Raw genomic sequence first — 15,801 nt, forward strand, 5'->3', positions numbered from 1 at the left:
GTGCTCGCCTACTTCGATATCGGGGCGTCCAACGGGCCGGTCGAGGCCATCAACGGCAGGCTCGAGCACCTACGGGGGATCGCCCTGGGATTCCGGAACCTCAACCACTACATCTTGCGGTGCCTGATCCACTCCGGACAACTACAGGACAAGATCAACGCACTCTAAAACCGGAAGAGCCACTTTGACCTGCAGGATTGCTCAGCTCGCCAGCAGGACTGAAAAGGTCTCGTCCACTAAGCCCCCAGCGTTGGAAGCGGTTGAGCCATTCTTCACTGGCGTCGGTGACATGGTTATCCAGAAGAAATCTGGCGGCCTGCGCAGCGCCCGGATCAGCAGCAGTAGTGACATTCAACTTCTAAGGTAAGGGCAATTTCCTGCAACGTCTCCAAAGAAGGCTGAGTTTACCTGTCGCTATTCGATTCAAAGTGGAACGAGCAATCCCTGCCTCGCGAGCAGTCCTTGAAGGGTGCTCGCTTGCGATGCGGATGAGCTCGTTGACGTCCATAGCTCAAAAATTGCAAGATGTTGCATAGATGCACCATGTGTTGCGTGGGTGCAACACCTTGGAGGGGAAAGGTTAGTTGTTGGGAACAATGCCTCGGATGAGTGCGGACAAACCCAGTTCAAAGGGCGGGTTCGCGTAAGGGTTTTGTGTGCCGACAACTGTCGGTGCGAGGCGTTGGCCCAGAGCTCGTCGTAACCCAGGGGCATCCGTAACATGCTCAGGGAGGTCGAAGATGTTGGCGGGGGCGGCTACGTCATAGGCAGAACCAAAAATGAAGGATTCAAAAGCCACGATCACATCTATGACCCGATCTTCTGTCACTCCACCTTGCAGTAGAACCTGCACCAAAAGTTCGTACATATGGATTGTTTCTTGGGTGCCAAAAACAGGCATGGTGGCGATATGGGCAATGAGAGGTGAGTGTCGCGAAAAAACATCACGGTAGGAATGTGCCCAGCGAATAACCGCTTCCTCGGTAGAGATAGTGCCATCCAGATTCAACTCAAGCGCGCTCGTATCGACCTGGGCCATTACTGCGTCTTGGACCAACATGAGAAGTTCCTTCTTGCCTCGCACGTGGTTGTATAGCGCGCTCGTTGCAACGCCTAGTGATCTGGCAACGGCTGCCATTGTGATGGCGTCGTAGCCTTCTTGCTCGGCAATTTTTAATGAGACGGACGCGATCTTTTCCCTGGTGACGATAGATTTTTGGGGCCTTCCGCGGGATCTTTCGGACATAAAACACCTCTCAACTATTCCCAAATCACAAGTTGGCCTGTATTATGGCCAGCATCACATAATGAATCAGGTTCATTTAATTCCTGCTTTGACTGGAGGCAATCATATGGAGAAACTGAAACGTGATGTAGTAATTGTAGGCGCTGGTCCAGCTGGCCTCATGGCTGCCCGAACTGCAAAGAAAAAGGGGCTATCTGTCGCGGTGCTGGAAGCACGCAATCGCGTCGGGGGTCGCACTTGGAATGGCAAAGTTGCAGATGACAAGGGTGTTGAACACTTCATCGAGATCGGTGGCCAGTGGATCTCTCCGGATCAGACCCGTCTGACGGAGCTCGTTCAGGAACTCGGTCTGACAACCTTCCCACGGTATCGGGATGGAAAATCGATCTATGTCTCGCCGGACGGTACCCGTCATGAGTACGAAGGCGTCACTTTTCCTGCTTCGGAAAAGACAATCTCCGAGATGGAAAAATTGATCGAACGCCTCGATGAACTCGCCGCCGAGATTGACCCCCACAAGCCTTGGGAGCATCCCTTGGCTAAGGAGCTCGACCGGGTATCTTTCCGCGATTGGTTGGAACAACTATCAGATGATGCGGAAGCAATCGACAACGTCTCCATTTACGTCGCTTCCGGAATGCTGACAAAACCGTCCTACACATTCTCCACTCTTCAAGCCTTGCTCATGGCATCATCTGCTGGGTCATTTTCGAACCTGGTGGATGAAGACTTCATCCTAGATCGTCGCGTGGTTGGCGGAATGCAATCGGTTTCTTTAACCATGGCGAAGGAACTAGGTGAAGACATTTTCCTCGGCAACCCAGTTCGTTCCATAACCTGGTCCGACATTGACCCTGACACCGCAGATGACCTTAACAACGTAACGGCGGACGTTCGTAACGGCGTTCCTCACAACGGCGAAGCGGGCGACGTAATCGTCAATAGTGATGACCTGGAGGTTCACGCTAAATTTGTGATCCTCGCAGTCCCACCGAACTTGTACAGTCGCATCAACTATTTCCCACCGCTGCCTCGCGACCAACACATTGCGCATCAGCATATTTCAATGGGGCTAGTAATCAAGGTTCATGCGGTCTATGACACGCCGTTTTGGCGTGAAGAGGGACTATCCGGCACTGGTTTTGCCGGAGGCCGCCTGGTCCAAGAGGTGTACGACAACACCAACTACTTCAGCGACGGCGAAGACTCCTACGGCACCTTGGTCGGATTCGTTTCCGACATTTACGCAGAGCAGATGTGGGCATTGCCTCCTGAAGAGCGTAAAGAGGCCATCCTCGAAGCCATGGCAGCATTCCTGGGGCCGAAAACCAAAGAACCCATTGCGTTCTATTTGTCTGACATGGCTGCTGAGGAATGGACTCGCGGAGCGTATGCGACGAGCTATGACCTGGGTGGACTGTCGCGCTGGGGACACCTACAGAACCAACCCACTGGCCCGATCTACTACGCATGTTCCGATATTGCAGGAGCTGGTTACCAGCATGTTGACGGTGCTATCCGCATCGGTGAAACAGTCGCACTGCAAATCGCTGAACAAATCGGCAAAGGATAACAATGGTTCCTACCAGAAGGATCATGGTCGCTTATATCGCAACAGGCGGTGGAATCGACGCGTTACGTTTAGCCATTGCTCTGGCTACCGGCCAGAATCTAGGAATAGATATTGTTATCGCTCACACGAACCGCGAAGTAACCCCTGGTGAGTATCCACACGACCGAGGCTTCAAAACGATTCTGGACAGCCAACTTGCGTCATGGCTTAACGACGCCCGGGCTGAGGTGCCAAGTGGCATTGACGTCACCACCCGGGTAGCTGTCGGTGATTCCATCCCAAACATTCTCATCGATACTGCTGTTGAGCTGGGCAGTGAAATGCTGGTAGTCGGTTCGCAAGGCGGAGGGTTTTTCAAACGACTAACCATGGGGTCTGTAGTAAACACGCTGTTGCACAGCTGCCCAATCCCGTTAGCTATTGCTCCCCGTGGGTACAGTTACCCAGGACCAATTGGCCGGGTGACCGTTATGTTTGGCACTCGACCTGGTGCGACAGACCTGATCGCGCTCGGTCTCATCCGGGCTGCACAGCGAAACGTCCCGCTACGTTTTGTTTCCTTAAATATTCACGAGGAACAACCGGCAGCAAGCGATCCCTTAGAAGCCATCGAGCGCGTGGCAGGACACGACTTGGCAAATCAGGCTCGAGCGCTCGTCAATTCAGCCGCAGCCTCTGCGGAGGTAATTTCTGGAGACACCATAGAAAGCGCGGCCGCCAACTTGGAGTGGCATCCCGGCGACGTGGCTTATATGGGATCGTCGCGAATAGCTGCAGAGGGGCGCCTTTTCTTGGGCAGCACGGCGGCCCAAATCCTGCGATACATTCCAGCACCCACCATCGTGATTCCAAACGGATATATGGCTGGTCGTTAAAACAACAACACCCCTAGGAGGTGAGCTCACCATGAGTGATAGCATGTCGCCGCACCAAGAAAGCACGACATTTTCAAAAGGCCTACAAGCCGGCAGCGTTGGTTTGATTGGCGCTGTTGTAATCGGCATTAGCTGCATTGCGCCTACATACACCCTTACCTCTGGCCTTGGTCCCACGATCTCCGCCGTCGGTGAGCATGTCCCAGCAATTCTCATCCTTGGTTTCATACCCATGCTTTTGGTTGCGTTTGCCTACCGCGAACTCAATCAGGCCGTGCCAGACTCTGGTACCAGCTTTACTTGGGCTACCAAAGCCTTCGGACCGTACGTTGGCTGGATGGGAGGTTGGGGTCTTATCACCGCTACTATCCTCGTTATCTCCAACCTGGCAGCGGTAGCGGTTGATTTCTTCTACCTGCTACTGGCGCAAGTGCTGCGAAACCCGGAAATAGCAGAGTGGACCAATAATCTAGCCATTAATATTCCCACTACTGTAGTATTTTTGGCTATCGCTTGCTGGATCTCCTACCGTGGCATGGATTCCACAAAGAACCTGCAATATGTGCTTGTCACACTTCAAATGCTTGCCGTTGTAGTGTTCGATGTCATTGCCCTCCGCAAGGCGTATACAGGAGGTGGATTCGACTTCACTCCTTTCCAAGGGAGCTGGTTCAACCCGTTGAGCATCGATAGTTTTTCTATGATGGCAGCTGGTATTTCACTTTCTATCTTCATGTTCTGGGGGTGGGACGTCACGCTGACAATGAATGAAGAAACAAAAGACCCAGAGCGTACCCCGGGGCGCGCAGCTACGCTGACAGTGTTAATCATCATTTCCCTGTACGTGCTCACTGCTGTTGCGATAGTGAGCTGGGCGGGAACCGGAACCACCGGGCTTGGAGCAGGGAACCCAGAAAACCAAGAGTCTATCTTCGCTGCTCTGTCATATCCGGTACTTGGCCCATTCGCATTCTTAATCTACTTTGCAGTGCTAGCCAGTTCGTTCGCATCCCTGCAGTCGACAATGGTTGGGCCAGCCCGTACGCTGCTGGCCATGGGGCACTACCGGGCGTTACCACCAATGTTTGCAAAAATCTCTCCCCGATACCTAACGCCTAGCGTGGCGACGGTAGCGTCGGCAATAGCTGCAGGAGTCTTTTACATAATCACTCGGCTGGTCTCGGAAAATGCGTTGTGGGACACAATCACGGCTCTCGGTCTGATGATTTGTTTCTACTACGGGATCACTGCAGTGGCTTGTATCTGGTACTTCCGGGACGATTTGATTTCAAACACCCGAAACATTGTATTCAGGCTAGCGTTTCCAGCCCTTGGCGGAGGCTTCCTACTACTGATGTTCGGTGTTACAGCCGTGGATTCACTCGATCCAAGTTATGGCTCCGGTTCATCAATCCTGGGCGTCGGTGCTGTGTTCGTGCTTGGCATGGGAATTCTCGGGCTCGGGGTAGCCCTAATGTTGTTCACACGAATCACACACCCGGCATTTTTCCGGGGAGAGACTCTCGTGAGGAATACCTCCGCGCACGATTCACAGACCCCATTAACGGAACTAGAGCCAACTAAAGATCGAGTTGGCTCCTCACATGATCTTCCACTATCTACTGAATAGGAGAAAAATGTCTACCACCTATCGTGTTCAAGATCCGTCCACTAACGAGATCGTCGAAAGCTTTGAACAAGCTACCGATGCTCAGGTCAAACAAGCTGTGGCCAATGCCACTGAGGCATACGGAAGCTGGGCTGATAAGTCCTTTGGTGAGCGAGGATCTGCCCTTAATCGCTTGGCCCAGTTGCTGCGCGACAACAAAGAAGAATTGGCTAAGATCTCGTGCATCGAAATGGGAAAGCCGTTGGAAGAGATGATCGAGGAGATTGAATTCTCCGCTGACATCATCAATTACTATGCGGATAACGGTGAGGATTTTGCTGCAGATCAGCCGATCGAATCACCGAATTCAGCCGCTTACATCCGGAAGCTTCCCATCGGACCACTCCTGGGTATCATGCCGTGGAATTTCCCCTACTACCAGGTGGCTCGCTTCATTGGTCCGAACCTCATGCTTGGCAACACCGTGATCCTTAAGCACGCTGAGATTTGCCCGCAAAGTGCGCTGCGCATTGAAAAACTGGTAAAAGAAGCGGGGATCCCTGAGGGGGTTTACACGAACCTTTTCGCCTCTCACGAGCAGATTTCTGACATCATCGCTGACTCGCGCATCAGGGGAGTGTCCTTGACCGGCTCCGAACGAGCCGGCTCTGCGGTGGCTGCCCAAGCAGGCAAGTATTTGAAAAAAGTAGTTTTGGAATTGGGTGGAACCGATCCGTACATCGTCCTTGACACCAAAGACGTTAAAGAAGCAGCGAAGCTTGCCTGGGACACACGCATGGTGAACACGGGCCAGGCCTGCAACTCCAACAAGCGGATCATCGTTATGAATGATATCTACGATGAGTTTGTTTCGGAACTCGTCGCGCTGGCAGAAAATATGACGCCAACTACCTGGGATGCTTTCGAAGAAGGAACATACTGCCCGCTGTCCTCGCGACAAGCAGCAGAGACTCTTCGTAATCAACTCGAAGAGGCAGTCTCCGCCGGAGCGACACTTCGCGTGGGTGGTGAACTTTCTGAAGCTGGTGCTTATGTTTCACCAGCTGTGATCACAGATATTCCACGTGGTTCTGAGCCGTTCTACACAGAGTTCTTCGGTCCGGTAGCCGCGGTGTTCAAAGCTACCTCCGAAGAGGAGGCCCTGGAGATCGCTAATGATTCCCGCTACGGGCTTGGTGGGGCAGTCTTTTCTCAGGACGAAGCTCGCGCTAAGGCAGTTGCTTCAAAGCTCGAGGTAGGAATGGCTAACGTGAACACCCCTGCCGGAGAAGGCACAGAGTTGCCATTCGGTGGTGTAAAGAATTCCGGCTACGGTCGTGAGCTTGGACCTCTGGGAATGGATGAGTTTGTGAACAAACAGTTGTACTATGTCGCAAAATAAACAGTAGGTGAAATTACTAAGCCCTTAGTGGGGGGCGGCGAAGTAAAACAGCCTGGAGCTATTTGCTCCAGGCTGTTTCTTTAGTACAAGGTGTTTCTAATATCCGCAGCTAGCTACGAATACGGACAACGAACTTACGGCTCCTTATTGCCATCCAGCAGGTACGATCCCGAGGATGGTCCCCACTGAGTAGAGGCCAGCGAGTCCGTAGACGAGGATGATCGTCCATTGGATCAAGGGATGGGAGCTCCAACCGACCGTCCAAGCGGGATCCCTGTTTCCGCGAACGCGAGAAGCATTGAGTAGCAGGACTGGAACGATTGACATGATTACTCCCGCGAGTCCACCTGCGTAACTCAGTGCAGAAACAAAACCACCGAATCCTGCTAAAGAGATAAACAGGGGGATCAAAACAGTAATGAGTACTGCGATCGCGCGTTGCTTACCGTGCTGGGGCCAATGCGCTATATCGATGACGTTGCGCATGGTGGTGTACCCGATAGCCATGAAGGAGGTAAACATAGCTAGCAGGGCGAAGACGTTAGCCATGTAGTACGCAGACCGGCCGAGTTCTTCTCCCCACGAGAGGGTGACAACTTCGGAAACTGAGTGGCCGAGTAGACCAAGAGCTGCAAACGGGACTAGCGAGAGCATGAACCCGGTGACAACCATCCCAGCAATAATTGCTTTGGAAATCTGTGCCGAATGCTGCTTTTCCATTCCTCGTGCGAGTTCAGGCACCACGTACTGTGCCATGAAGGTAAATACAGCGAGGTTCATGATCGGGATGATGAAGTATGGGTTGAACACCCATACGTTGCTGAGGCTGATACCCGGGCCGATAAAAGTCCAGCCACACAGGATAAAGATGATCAAGGCCATGGCTGTAGTGATCAGGAGTTCTGAAACTCCTGTCGCCTCAAGCCCTTTGTACATGATGATTGAACCGATGAGGAAGAACACCAACGTTCCTGCTATCGGGGGAATGCCGATCAGGTTGTTCAAGAGCTCACCGGAACCGGCGGCGTAAGCGATCAGGGCGCCGGTGCCGTTCACCATGATGGCGACGAACACAGCCCACCGACCCCAATTGCCTAAGTACTGTTCAGCCAGGCCTGACAGCTGCATAGGGCGTTTGGTTCGCAGAGAGACCTCGGCGACGTACAGCATGGAGATCGTCGTCAAAGTTCCAGCAATAAATAGAGCGAGGAACAGTGCCAGGAATCCGCCGTTTCGTCCCGCATAGGGGAGACTCAAAATTCCGGCCCCGATGTTAGTGCCGAAGATCAGCGCAACGCCTTGCAACGGGCTGATGTGGCTTTCCTTGTAGTCTTCACGAGGGGAGACCGTAGTGGTAGTGGACATTTTTCAGTTCTTTCAATGAGTAAATCGAGCGACCTAGAGGGCGACATATCTGACATCGAGGTACTCCTCGATGCCTTCAGTGCCTCCTTCACGGCCAAAACCGGACTGCTTGATTCCGCCGAATGGGGCTGCCGGATCAGAAATCGCGCCACGGTTGATGCCGACCATCCCAGCGTTCAATTCTGTTGCGAACCTGCGGCACGTGTGAATGTTTTCGCTAAAGCCGTAGGCTGCCAAGCCAAAATCGGTGTCATTGGCCAGCGCGATCGCTTCATCGAGAGACGAAAATGAGGTGACTGTTGCGACAGGGCCGAAGATTTCTTCCTTAATGATGCGTGCATCGGAGGGAACGTTGGATAGTACAGTGGCGGGATAGAAGAATCCCTTGCCGGCGGGAACTTCACCGCCGCAGTGGACAGTGGCGCCTGCGGCTCGTGCTTCGTCGACAAGCGCGGCAATGCCATCGCGTTGCTTCGCGGTGATCAGGGCTCCGAGGGTAACGCCGTCGTTAAGCCCCGGGCCCATGGTCACAGCAGACATCGCGCCGACCAGGCGGGAAGTGAATTCCTCGACAATATCCTCGTGAACCAGGAACCTGTTAGCGGCGATGCACGCCTCGCCACCGTTTCGCATTTTTGCCTGCATGGCGCAGGTCAGTACGAGGTCGAGATCAGCGTCGTGGTTAACCACGAAGGGGGCATTTCCGCCCAGTTCCATGGAGGTACGCAGTAGGTTGTCGGCAGACTGCTTAACCAACACCTTGCCTACACCGGTAGAGCCGGTGAAAGTGATCTTCCGTAGGCGACCGTCCTGCATGAGGGTTGTCGACATCCCCGCGGCATCGGTCGTGGGAAGGATCTGCACTAGATCACGCGGAGCCCCGAACGATTCCAGGATGTCAGCGATGATCTTGCCCACCAATAGCATGGTCAACGGAGTTTCCTGAGCAGGCTTGACCAGCACTGGGCATCCTGCTGCCATAGCAGGAGCAATCTTTCGGGTCGCCATCGCAAGGGGAAAATTCCACGGTGTGATCGCCAACACCGGCCCTACCGGGGTGCGGGTTACTAAGATATCGCCGTTGCCGGCTGGCGCGTGGGCCAGCCGACCCGGCACCCGAACGGCTTCCTCCGCGAACCAACGGAAGTACTCCGCACCGTAAGTGACCTCACCAAAAGATTCAACCAGTGGCTTGCCCATTTCAATGGTCATTGTCCGGGCAAAATCGTCAGCGCGTCGGGTGATTTCCTCAAAAACCGCCTGCATGATCTCCGAACGGGTACGAGGAGCGAACTGCGCCCAGGAGGCTTGCGCTGCTACGGCTTTGCCCAGGGCCTCCAACCAAACGGTTGCATCTGTGTCGTTGACTGTCGCGATCGCGTCCTCCGTAGCGGGATCGACCACTTCGAAGGACTTGTCACCGGTCCCAGTCGGGATATCTTGCGGGAGTCTTTGATCGAGCAGCATTTAGTTGGCCTCCTTCTTGATTGCATCGGAAAGGATGGTCAGCCCCTCGGTGAGCAGGGACTCAGGAATGGTGAGGGCGGGCAGAAGACGGATTACGTTGCCGTCCATACCGCAGGTAAGGATGAGAATGCCTTGGGCTTTGCACGATGCGGCGACCGCCGCGGTCGCAGAAGCACTTTCTAGCTCGATCGCCATCATTGCGCCACGGCCACGCACTTCACGTACGCCAGCCAGTGCAGTGAGAGGCTCAAGGTGCTCGCGGACGATGGCTTCGATTTCTAGTGCGCGCTCCTTAAGCTTCAAAGTTTTCATCTCTTCGATGGCAGCCAGGGCGGCGGCACATGCCACGGGGTTGCCACCGTAAGTGCCACCGAGCGCGCCAGCGATGGGGGCGTCCATCATTTCCGCGCGACCGGTCACACCAGAAAGCGGCATGCCGCCTGCGATGCCCTTAGCCGTGGTAACGATGTCTGGAACGACGCCTTCGTGGTCCACGGAGAACCATTCGCCCGTGCGACAGAAACCAGCCTGAATCTCATCGGCAACGAAGACGACATTATTGTCGCGACACCACTGGGCGATAGCAGGCAGGAAGCCGTCAGCAGGAACGATGAAACCACCCTCGCCCTGGATCGGTTCGATCACGACGCATGCTAGGTTCTCTGCTCCGATCTGCTGCTCGATCATCGTGATCGAACGGTGCGCAGCTTCCTCGCCGGAGAGCCCGTCGCGAAGCGGGTAGGATCCCGGCACCCGGTACACATCGGAAGCGAATGGGCCGAACTTGGTTTTGTAGGGCTTGTTCTTGGCCGTCATCGCTAGCGTCAAGTTGGTACGGCCGTGGTAGCCACGGTCGAACACTGCAACACCATTTTTTCCAGTGTAGGAACGGGCGACCTTTACCGCGTTTTCGACGGCCTCGGCGCCCGAGTTGAACAGGGCTGACTTCTTCTCGTGGTCACCAGGGGTCAGTTCGTTGAGCTTTTCGCACACTGCCACGTAGGACTCGTAGGGGGAGACCATGAACGACGTGTGAGTGAAGGCTGCGGCAGCCTCAGCAACAGCCTTAACGACGCGCGGGTTGGACGCGCCCACGGACGTTACCGCGATCCCGGAGGCGAAATCGATAAAGGAGTTGCCGTCAGCATCGACGAGCACACCGCCGTCTGCGGCAACGACGTACCCTGGCAATCCTGGGGACAAGGCGCGGGCGACGGAAGCGCGACGGCGCTCGTCCAGAGCTGAACTCTTGGTCCCCATCCCGTCGGTGACGAGTTGACGTTGCTGCGGGAGATGGTAGGTCAGGTCCTTCATGGGAACTCCTTATGTGTAGGGAAAAGTGCTGCGCGTCAGCATAACTACACAGATGTGTCCTAGGCCATGTACACTATGGCGAATGTGTGTTTCCTAGTTGTACATAGAGGATAAATGCTGACATTTTCCTGGCTCGCGAACAACCGAAGTCTTGCGCTAATTGAACACATAGCCCCAGCTGCACAGGGATTCTCGGTAGTGCAACCTTCGGAGTTGGAGAACGCGGAGGAATTCATTCAAGCGGATTCTTTGGTGCTCACCCTAGGAATCGCTTTCCGTGAGCGGCCGGAGGAGCTTGGCCATTACATCGACCACCTCGTTGATGCAGGTGCGGTGGCGATTGGCTTTGGCACTGGTGTGCCCTTTGCTACGGTGCCCGAAATTGTTATGGACACAGCACGTCGACGAGGTATCGGTCTATATGAGGTCCCTCAGCATATTCCTTTTATTTCGATCGTCACAGCGGCTCATCAGGAGAGGCAGCGGCTCGCGCATCTTGAGCAGCAGAAGCTCATGGATGCACAACAACGACTCACGGCCTCTGCCACAACAGGCTCTCTTGACTCCCTTCTCAAGGAAGCTGCGGAGCTCCTTCAGGCGCGCGTGAGCATTGTTGGTAGTGCCGGTTCGCTGGCTGGAAGTGCTAGTGCTTTGTCATCGCCTGCCAGTGAAAAACTGCATTATTCTTCCTACAAGATGCCGGCTCGCTCGGGAAGACATCATGTATTGGAGATTCGTTCGGCCTCTCGGTTAACCAGCGCGCAGCGTACTCTCGTCCGTCATTGTGCTGGCCTTGCAGACGTTCTGCTAGCACGCCCGCATGAACTCCGAGTAGCCCGCAACGAATTGAATTCCTTTGCACTCGCAGTGCGGTTAGGGCTGACCAAGGAAGGTGAACTTCTACCCAGTGCATTTGACTCGCCTACGGATGATAAAGGACTGACCAGGCCGATTATTTTGGTGGCGGATAATTCTTCGGGTCTTCGCCTCGCTCTTTCCTCGCTGGACCACAGCGCAGAGGAAGTAGGAAGGTTCTTGTTTTCGGTACTGTTGCCGGACCACGCAGCATTGGTCCTTGCTCTCCCAAATCAACCAGTGGAGGAGATCCTTACAGAGCTAGGGTCGGCAGCCAGGCGTGTTCGCGTAGCAATCGGTCGACCAGTGGCGCACCCAGATGAAACTTATGTCGCAGCTTTGCGTTCCCGGGCAGAGCTCCTCGCTTTAGGAGAACACGCACTTCCTGACTCTATTCAGCTTCCCTGGCTTCATGAGCCCACAGTGGTTCAGGCTCTTATCGCTCGTAAACAGGAGCTTTTCGGACGCCTGGAACTCGAAGATAAGCACTCCGGTACGTCCTATGCCCGCACTTTGACTGTGTATCTCAAGCAGGGAGGCAAGCTTGAGGACACAGCGCAGGCCTTAGGTATCCATCGGCATACTGTTAGGAATCGGATCGCAAAGATTCAGCAGATCTGCCAGATCGATCTTTCCGAGCCCGGCACGTTTGCGGAGGCCTACTTTTCTAGTGCGGTAGACGATCCCGGCGCTACTGCTCGTCGGTAAGCGGTGCTTGCTAGTCCAGTACTTCTACCTGGTAGTCGGCCGTGAAGTTGTCTACTCGTGGTTTGCCCCAGGGCAGGCTCGCGTCGGTTTGGTAACGCATTGAACTGGTGTTGATGTGCAAGCGAATCCGTTTGCCTTCGTAGAGGCGCCAGGGCGCGGTGTAATCCAGAACGCCGTAAGGTGTGAAATCTTTTCTTGCCAGCCCAATGGAATCGACTGTGTTGGTCACTGGGCGGTCTGGGCCTGCTTTCATCGCGGTCGCTGGCTGAGGCGTGTCCAGGACAAGCATGAAGTACTCGTTGTCAGGGCCTTCGCCATTGGGGACGCCGAGGTGGTTTGTAACTTCCAGTGCCCGTTTTAGAACTACGGTTCCTTCGAATGATTGGTCGTATACAGTGTTCAGCTCAACTGCCCCTGCTGGCCGCAGCACCACGGAGGCGTTGTTGCCGCCGGTGCAGACGGTTTCGGCGTCGCTTCCGCTGCAGTTCATGGTGTAATTCTGGTTCGTGACTGGGCTGGTTGCTGTTACCGAGAATGAACCGGTTTTTCCAGCAGCAGCCCGTGCGACCGCTTGGGCGAACTCGCAAGAGGTAGCGCTCGTTCCGGTGAATACTGCGGTGTCTGCGTACACCCCGCATTTGTGCGCAATTGTCGCGGTGGCTTCGCCTTTCGGCGCCGCAGGTTTACTGGCGCCCAATTGGTTCAATGGGCCAAGGTCGGTACTCGGGGTCCATTCCACTTCCCGATATCCGCCGCTATACAGATTCGTAGCCGGGACGGTGGCTTTGCCATTGCCAGGAACCAACTGGTGATCCTTGATCACGAACAGCTCAGCTTCCCATTCTCGCTGAATTGATTGTCCTGTGATTTGAAACAGGCCGTTCCCAAGCGGGGAAGTGGCGATGTTCGCGCGTCCGCCACCGGCGGAACCCGCGCCCCAAATCAACACCTCACGAGTATTGAAAAGCTCACCATCTTTGGGCTTGCTGAAAACCGTGACGGGAGCCCAGTAGTCGCGGGCGTCGGCTTTCAGGAGCATATCGGGTTGATCATCCCCGGTGACCTCGGCGATAGCGTAAGAATAGGTGCCGGTGGGTTCGAAGCGGTCGGTTTTGTTGAACTCGTAAGCCCCCGGGTTGTTGAGGACGGTGGTGTAGGCGTCGATAAGCTCCGCGTAGTTGTTCTCCGGCGCGGCAGCTTCGGCGACCTCCTCGGTGACGGTTTGCTGCACTGGCTTATCGACGCCATTGCCCGAAGAACACCCCACCAATAACAGGCCACATGCAAAGACTGCGATTCGACGCATGACAAACTCCAAATTCACTGTTAAATACTCCCTTAGATCTTAGGGGGTATATGCCAGCTTTGGGGTGCTATTGGGGGAGGAGGGTGCCCCTAACTGCACATCAATCGGTGTACGTAAAGATGAGGCTGGTGTTGGTCGACGCTACTTCTTCCCGCCGACTGATGGTGTCGGAGACGAAGGTGGAGAGTGCCTCCGAATCCCGGCAGGTGACATGAGCTGCGAAATCGTGGGCGCCAGAGAGAAAATACACGCGCTCGACTTCGGGGAGGGCACTAAGGAACTCATAAAACTTCCGCAGCGTGCGCCGGTAGTTGGTGTGCAGGCTGATGTGTACCAGGGCCTGGGTGGATGTCCCCGTCGCGGCGGGATCCACGAGGGTGGTGAAGCCACGGATAACACCACTATCGAGGAGTTTTTTCAAGCGCCGGTGGGCGGTGGCGGTGCTGATATGTGCCGCAGCGGCAATGTCGGCGATGGGTAGCCGGGCATTGTTGGTTAGCGCGGCGATGATGGCCTGGTCTGTGTCATCGATGGTGCCACCCATGTCCGTTTTGGTCTCCCTTCTGAGTGGATCCTCTCATCTTTGCAGCTCAGATCGAGAGTTTTTCTGCATCTGGTGGTTCGTAGCTTATCCCGAATCTACAATGAGACAACAATCAACAATGTGATAGAGCACACAAAGGAGGATGTATGAGCACAGCACTGGTTGTTGGCGCGGGTATGACGGGGTTGGCTACTGCCTGGCACCTGCAAAATCACGGCTATGAGGTGACGGTTCTGGACCGCATTGGAGTTGCTGGTGGCGCTTCCTGGGGTAATGCCGGGTGGCTCGCGCCGGGCAAGACAATTCCGCTCGCGAATACGGGTCTGTGGTCTTACGGGCTCACCGCGTTGCTGGATCCGGATGCTGCGCTGTCGGTACCTAAGCGTGTTGATCCGAAGCTGTGGTCCTTCGTCGGACGTTTCATGTCGCATGCTACGCAGCGCAAATGGGACACCACGATGGCTGCGTTGACCGAGGTGGACCTGCTTGCCCTCGAGGCCTTCGATGAACTTGCTGAAAACGGCGTCGAGGCGAAGCTAAGCGATGAGGACTTTGTTGTCGCCTTCCGCAAAGAATCCGAGGCCAAGGGGTTCCTGGAGGAAGTCGAGGGTGCGGTGCGCCATGGCCAGGAGATCCCGTTTGAGCGAGTAAGCGCTGAACAGGTGTCTTCCTTCGAACCGCTGCTGTCGGAGGAAGCGCAGGTCGTGTACCGGCTGGGCGGCCAACGGTTCATTGAACCTGGCCCGTACTGCGAGGCACTCGCGAAGTCCTTCCTCGGCCGCGGAGGACAGATCGAAACGGGTGTTGAAGTGACCGGGGTGACGTCGACGCGCAAACCTGCGGTGCAGCTTGCCGACGGCCAGTGGCGCACCGCGGACGCCGTTGTCCTCGCAAACGGGGCGTGGCTTCCGAAGCTTGCCCGCCCGCTGGGCGTGAAAACAATGGTGCAAGCCGGGCGTGGCTACTCATTCTCTGTCCCAACAGAAAACGAACCGAAACACGCGATCTACCTGCCGCACCTTCGCGTTGCCTGCACTCCATACCAAGGTCGTCTCCGCGTTGCCGGCACCATGGAGTTCCGTGGTCCTGATGAGGCGTTCGAGCCTTCACGTGTGGACGCGATTGAACGCGTCACCGCACCAATGTTTACTGGGGTGAACTGGGAGGATCGTCAGGATGAATGGGTGGGGTCGCGTCCTGTGACCCCGGATGGTCTGCCGCTTATCGGCGCTACCAAGGCCCCAAACGTCTATGTTTGCGGTGGTCATGGCATGTGGGGCATCGTTCTTGGGCCAGTATCAGGAAAGCTGCTGGCACAGCAGATTGCCACCGGGGAGGTCGACCCTGCGATCAAGCCGTTTGATCCGTTGCGGTAGGTTTCTGACACGCTGTCCGCCATCTAGATCGGTTCGAGAGGGCGGGCAGCGATAACAAAAAAAAAGTCTCGTTTTCAATGTTTTGGGGCTCAATTTGGTTAATCGATAAAAGGGGATTCGGAAGAATTTAAGTGAGCCTTCTCACTTAGTGGTAGCCGACC

Annotated in this window: 13 protein-coding genes; 7 read left to right on the forward strand and 6 right to left on the reverse strand. The window is 55.2% G+C overall.

The window, feature by feature from the left end:
• On the forward strand, window positions 1–168 hold a 168-nt coding region (locus ACZ6ZO_RS05775; RefSeq protein WP_465290431.1), incomplete at its 5' end, for a transposase.
• Between the two features lie 412 nt (window positions 169–580).
• On the opposite strand, the gene ACZ6ZO_RS05780 is transcribed toward ACZ6ZO_RS05775, so the two are convergent.
• On the reverse strand, window positions 581–1,246 hold the full coding sequence (locus tag ACZ6ZO_RS05780; RefSeq protein ID WP_465291222.1) for a TetR/AcrR family transcriptional regulator: 666 nt from the start codon (window positions 1,244–1,246) through the stop codon (window positions 581–583).
• 106 nt (window positions 1,247–1,352) lie between these two features.
• Here ACZ6ZO_RS05780 and ACZ6ZO_RS05785 point away from each other — a divergent pair, with 106 nt between their 5' ends.
• From ACZ6ZO_RS05785 to ACZ6ZO_RS05800, 4 genes are read left to right on the forward strand one after another with little or no spacing between them, the layout of a single operon-like run.
• Window positions 1,353–2,819 carry a flavin monoamine oxidase family protein gene (locus tag ACZ6ZO_RS05785; protein WP_182385661.1) on the forward strand — a complete coding sequence of 489 codons (1,467 nt, stop codon included), beginning with the start codon at window positions 1,353–1,355 and terminating at the stop codon, window positions 2,817–2,819.
• 23 nt (window positions 2,820–2,842) lie between these two features.
• Window positions 2,843–3,694: a universal stress protein gene (locus ACZ6ZO_RS05790; protein ID WP_465291224.1), complete on the forward strand. Its 852-nt coding sequence runs from the start codon at window positions 2,843–2,845 to the stop codon at window positions 3,692–3,694.
• 31 nt (window positions 3,695–3,725) lie between these two features.
• A complete protein-coding gene (locus tag ACZ6ZO_RS05795) occupies window positions 3,726–5,324 on the forward strand; it encodes an APC family permease (protein ID WP_465291226.1) in 1,599 nt (532 codons plus the stop codon).
• A gap of 7 nt (window positions 5,325–5,331) precedes the next feature.
• Window positions 5,332–6,705, forward strand: coding sequence for an NAD-dependent succinate-semialdehyde dehydrogenase (locus ACZ6ZO_RS05800; protein ID WP_182385664.1), 1,374 nt, complete (start codon window positions 5,332–5,334; stop codon window positions 6,703–6,705).
• 144 nt (window positions 6,706–6,849) lie between these two features.
• On the opposite strand, the gene ACZ6ZO_RS05805 is transcribed toward ACZ6ZO_RS05800, so the two are convergent.
• Genes ACZ6ZO_RS05805 through gabT form a run of 3 tightly spaced genes read right to left on the reverse strand, consistent with a single transcriptional unit; the run spans window position 6,850 to window position 10,851 of the window.
• Window positions 6,850–8,070: an aromatic amino acid transport family protein gene (locus ACZ6ZO_RS05805; RefSeq protein ID WP_182385665.1), complete on the reverse strand. Its 1,221-nt coding sequence runs from the start codon at window positions 8,068–8,070 to the stop codon at window positions 6,850–6,852.
• Window positions 8,071–8,103: 33 nt separating this feature from the next.
• The gene (locus ACZ6ZO_RS05810) at window positions 8,104–9,537 is read right to left on the reverse strand and encodes an NAD-dependent succinate-semialdehyde dehydrogenase (RefSeq protein WP_182385666.1); all 1,434 of its coding nucleotides are present in this window, start codon (window positions 9,535–9,537) and stop codon (window positions 8,104–8,106) included.
• Window positions 9,538–10,851 carry a 4-aminobutyrate--2-oxoglutarate transaminase gene (gabT, locus tag ACZ6ZO_RS05815; protein ID WP_182385667.1) on the reverse strand — a complete coding sequence of 438 codons (1,314 nt, stop codon included), beginning with the start codon at window positions 10,849–10,851 and terminating at the stop codon, window positions 9,538–9,540.
• A 114-nt stretch (window positions 10,852–10,965) separates the two neighbouring features.
• Between gabT and ACZ6ZO_RS05820 the strand changes: the two genes are divergently transcribed.
• Window positions 10,966–12,414 carry a helix-turn-helix domain-containing protein gene (locus ACZ6ZO_RS05820; protein ID WP_465291230.1) on the forward strand — a complete coding sequence of 483 codons (1,449 nt, stop codon included), beginning with the start codon at window positions 10,966–10,968 and terminating at the stop codon, window positions 12,412–12,414.
• A 10-nt stretch (window positions 12,415–12,424) separates the two neighbouring features.
• Here the strand turns inward: ACZ6ZO_RS05820 and ACZ6ZO_RS05825 are convergent, their stop codons facing one another.
• Together ACZ6ZO_RS05825 and ACZ6ZO_RS05830 are read right to left on the reverse strand one after the other, a co-directional pair.
• Window positions 12,425–13,720, reverse strand: coding sequence for a hypothetical protein (locus ACZ6ZO_RS05825; protein WP_465291232.1), 1,296 nt, complete (start codon window positions 13,718–13,720; stop codon window positions 12,425–12,427).
• A gap of 100 nt (window positions 13,721–13,820) precedes the next feature.
• Window positions 13,821–14,264 (reverse strand): Lrp/AsnC family transcriptional regulator, encoded by a 444-nt coding sequence (locus ACZ6ZO_RS05830; protein WP_465291234.1) that lies wholly within the window; start codon window positions 14,262–14,264, stop codon window positions 13,821–13,823.
• 146 nt (window positions 14,265–14,410) lie between these two features.
• Between ACZ6ZO_RS05830 and ACZ6ZO_RS05835 the strand changes: the two genes are divergently transcribed.
• Window positions 14,411–15,640, forward strand: coding sequence for an NAD(P)/FAD-dependent oxidoreductase (locus ACZ6ZO_RS05835; RefSeq protein ID WP_465291236.1), 1,230 nt, complete (start codon window positions 14,411–14,413; stop codon window positions 15,638–15,640).
• The last annotated feature ends 161 nt before the right edge of the window (window positions 15,641–15,801 follow it).

The sequence above is a fragment of the Corynebacterium sp. NPDC104732 genome (genome assembly GCF_055583565.1).

Excerpts from the sequence above, each read along its gene's own strand:
- ACZ6ZO_RS05780 (WP_465291222.1), bottom strand. The coding sequence starts at position 1,246 with ATGTCCGAAAGATCCCGCGGAAGGCCCCAAAAATCTATCGTCACCAGG.
- ACZ6ZO_RS05785 (WP_182385661.1), top strand. The coding sequence starts at position 1,353 with ATGGAGAAACTGAAACGTGATGTAGTAATTGTAGGCGCTGGTCCAGCT.
- ACZ6ZO_RS05790 (WP_465291224.1), top strand. The coding sequence starts at position 2,843 with ATGGTCGCTTATATCGCAACAGGCGGTGGAATCGACGCGTTACGTTTA.
- ACZ6ZO_RS05795 (WP_465291226.1), top strand. The coding sequence starts at position 3,726 with ATGAGTGATAGCATGTCGCCGCACCAAGAAAGCACGACATTTTCAAAA.
- ACZ6ZO_RS05800 (WP_182385664.1), top strand. The coding sequence starts at position 5,332 with ATGTCTACCACCTATCGTGTTCAAGATCCGTCCACTAACGAGATCGTC.
- ACZ6ZO_RS05805 (WP_182385665.1), bottom strand. The coding sequence starts at position 8,070 with ATGTCCACTACCACTACGGTCTCCCCTCGTGAAGACTACAAGGAAAGC.
- ACZ6ZO_RS05810 (WP_182385666.1), bottom strand. The coding sequence starts at position 9,537 with ATGCTGCTCGATCAAAGACTCCCGCAAGATATCCCGACTGGGACCGGT.
- gabT (WP_182385667.1), bottom strand. The coding sequence starts at position 10,851 with ATGAAGGACCTGACCTACCATCTCCCGCAGCAACGTCAACTCGTCACC.
- ACZ6ZO_RS05820 (WP_465291230.1), top strand. The coding sequence starts at position 10,966 with ATGCTGACATTTTCCTGGCTCGCGAACAACCGAAGTCTTGCGCTAATT.
- ACZ6ZO_RS05825 (WP_465291232.1), bottom strand. The coding sequence starts at position 13,720 with ATGCGTCGAATCGCAGTCTTTGCATGTGGCCTGTTATTGGTGGGGTGT.
- ACZ6ZO_RS05830 (WP_465291234.1), bottom strand. The coding sequence starts at position 14,264 with ATGGGTGGCACCATCGATGACACAGACCAGGCCATCATCGCCGCGCTA.
- ACZ6ZO_RS05835 (WP_465291236.1), top strand. The coding sequence starts at position 14,411 with ATGAGCACAGCACTGGTTGTTGGCGCGGGTATGACGGGGTTGGCTACT.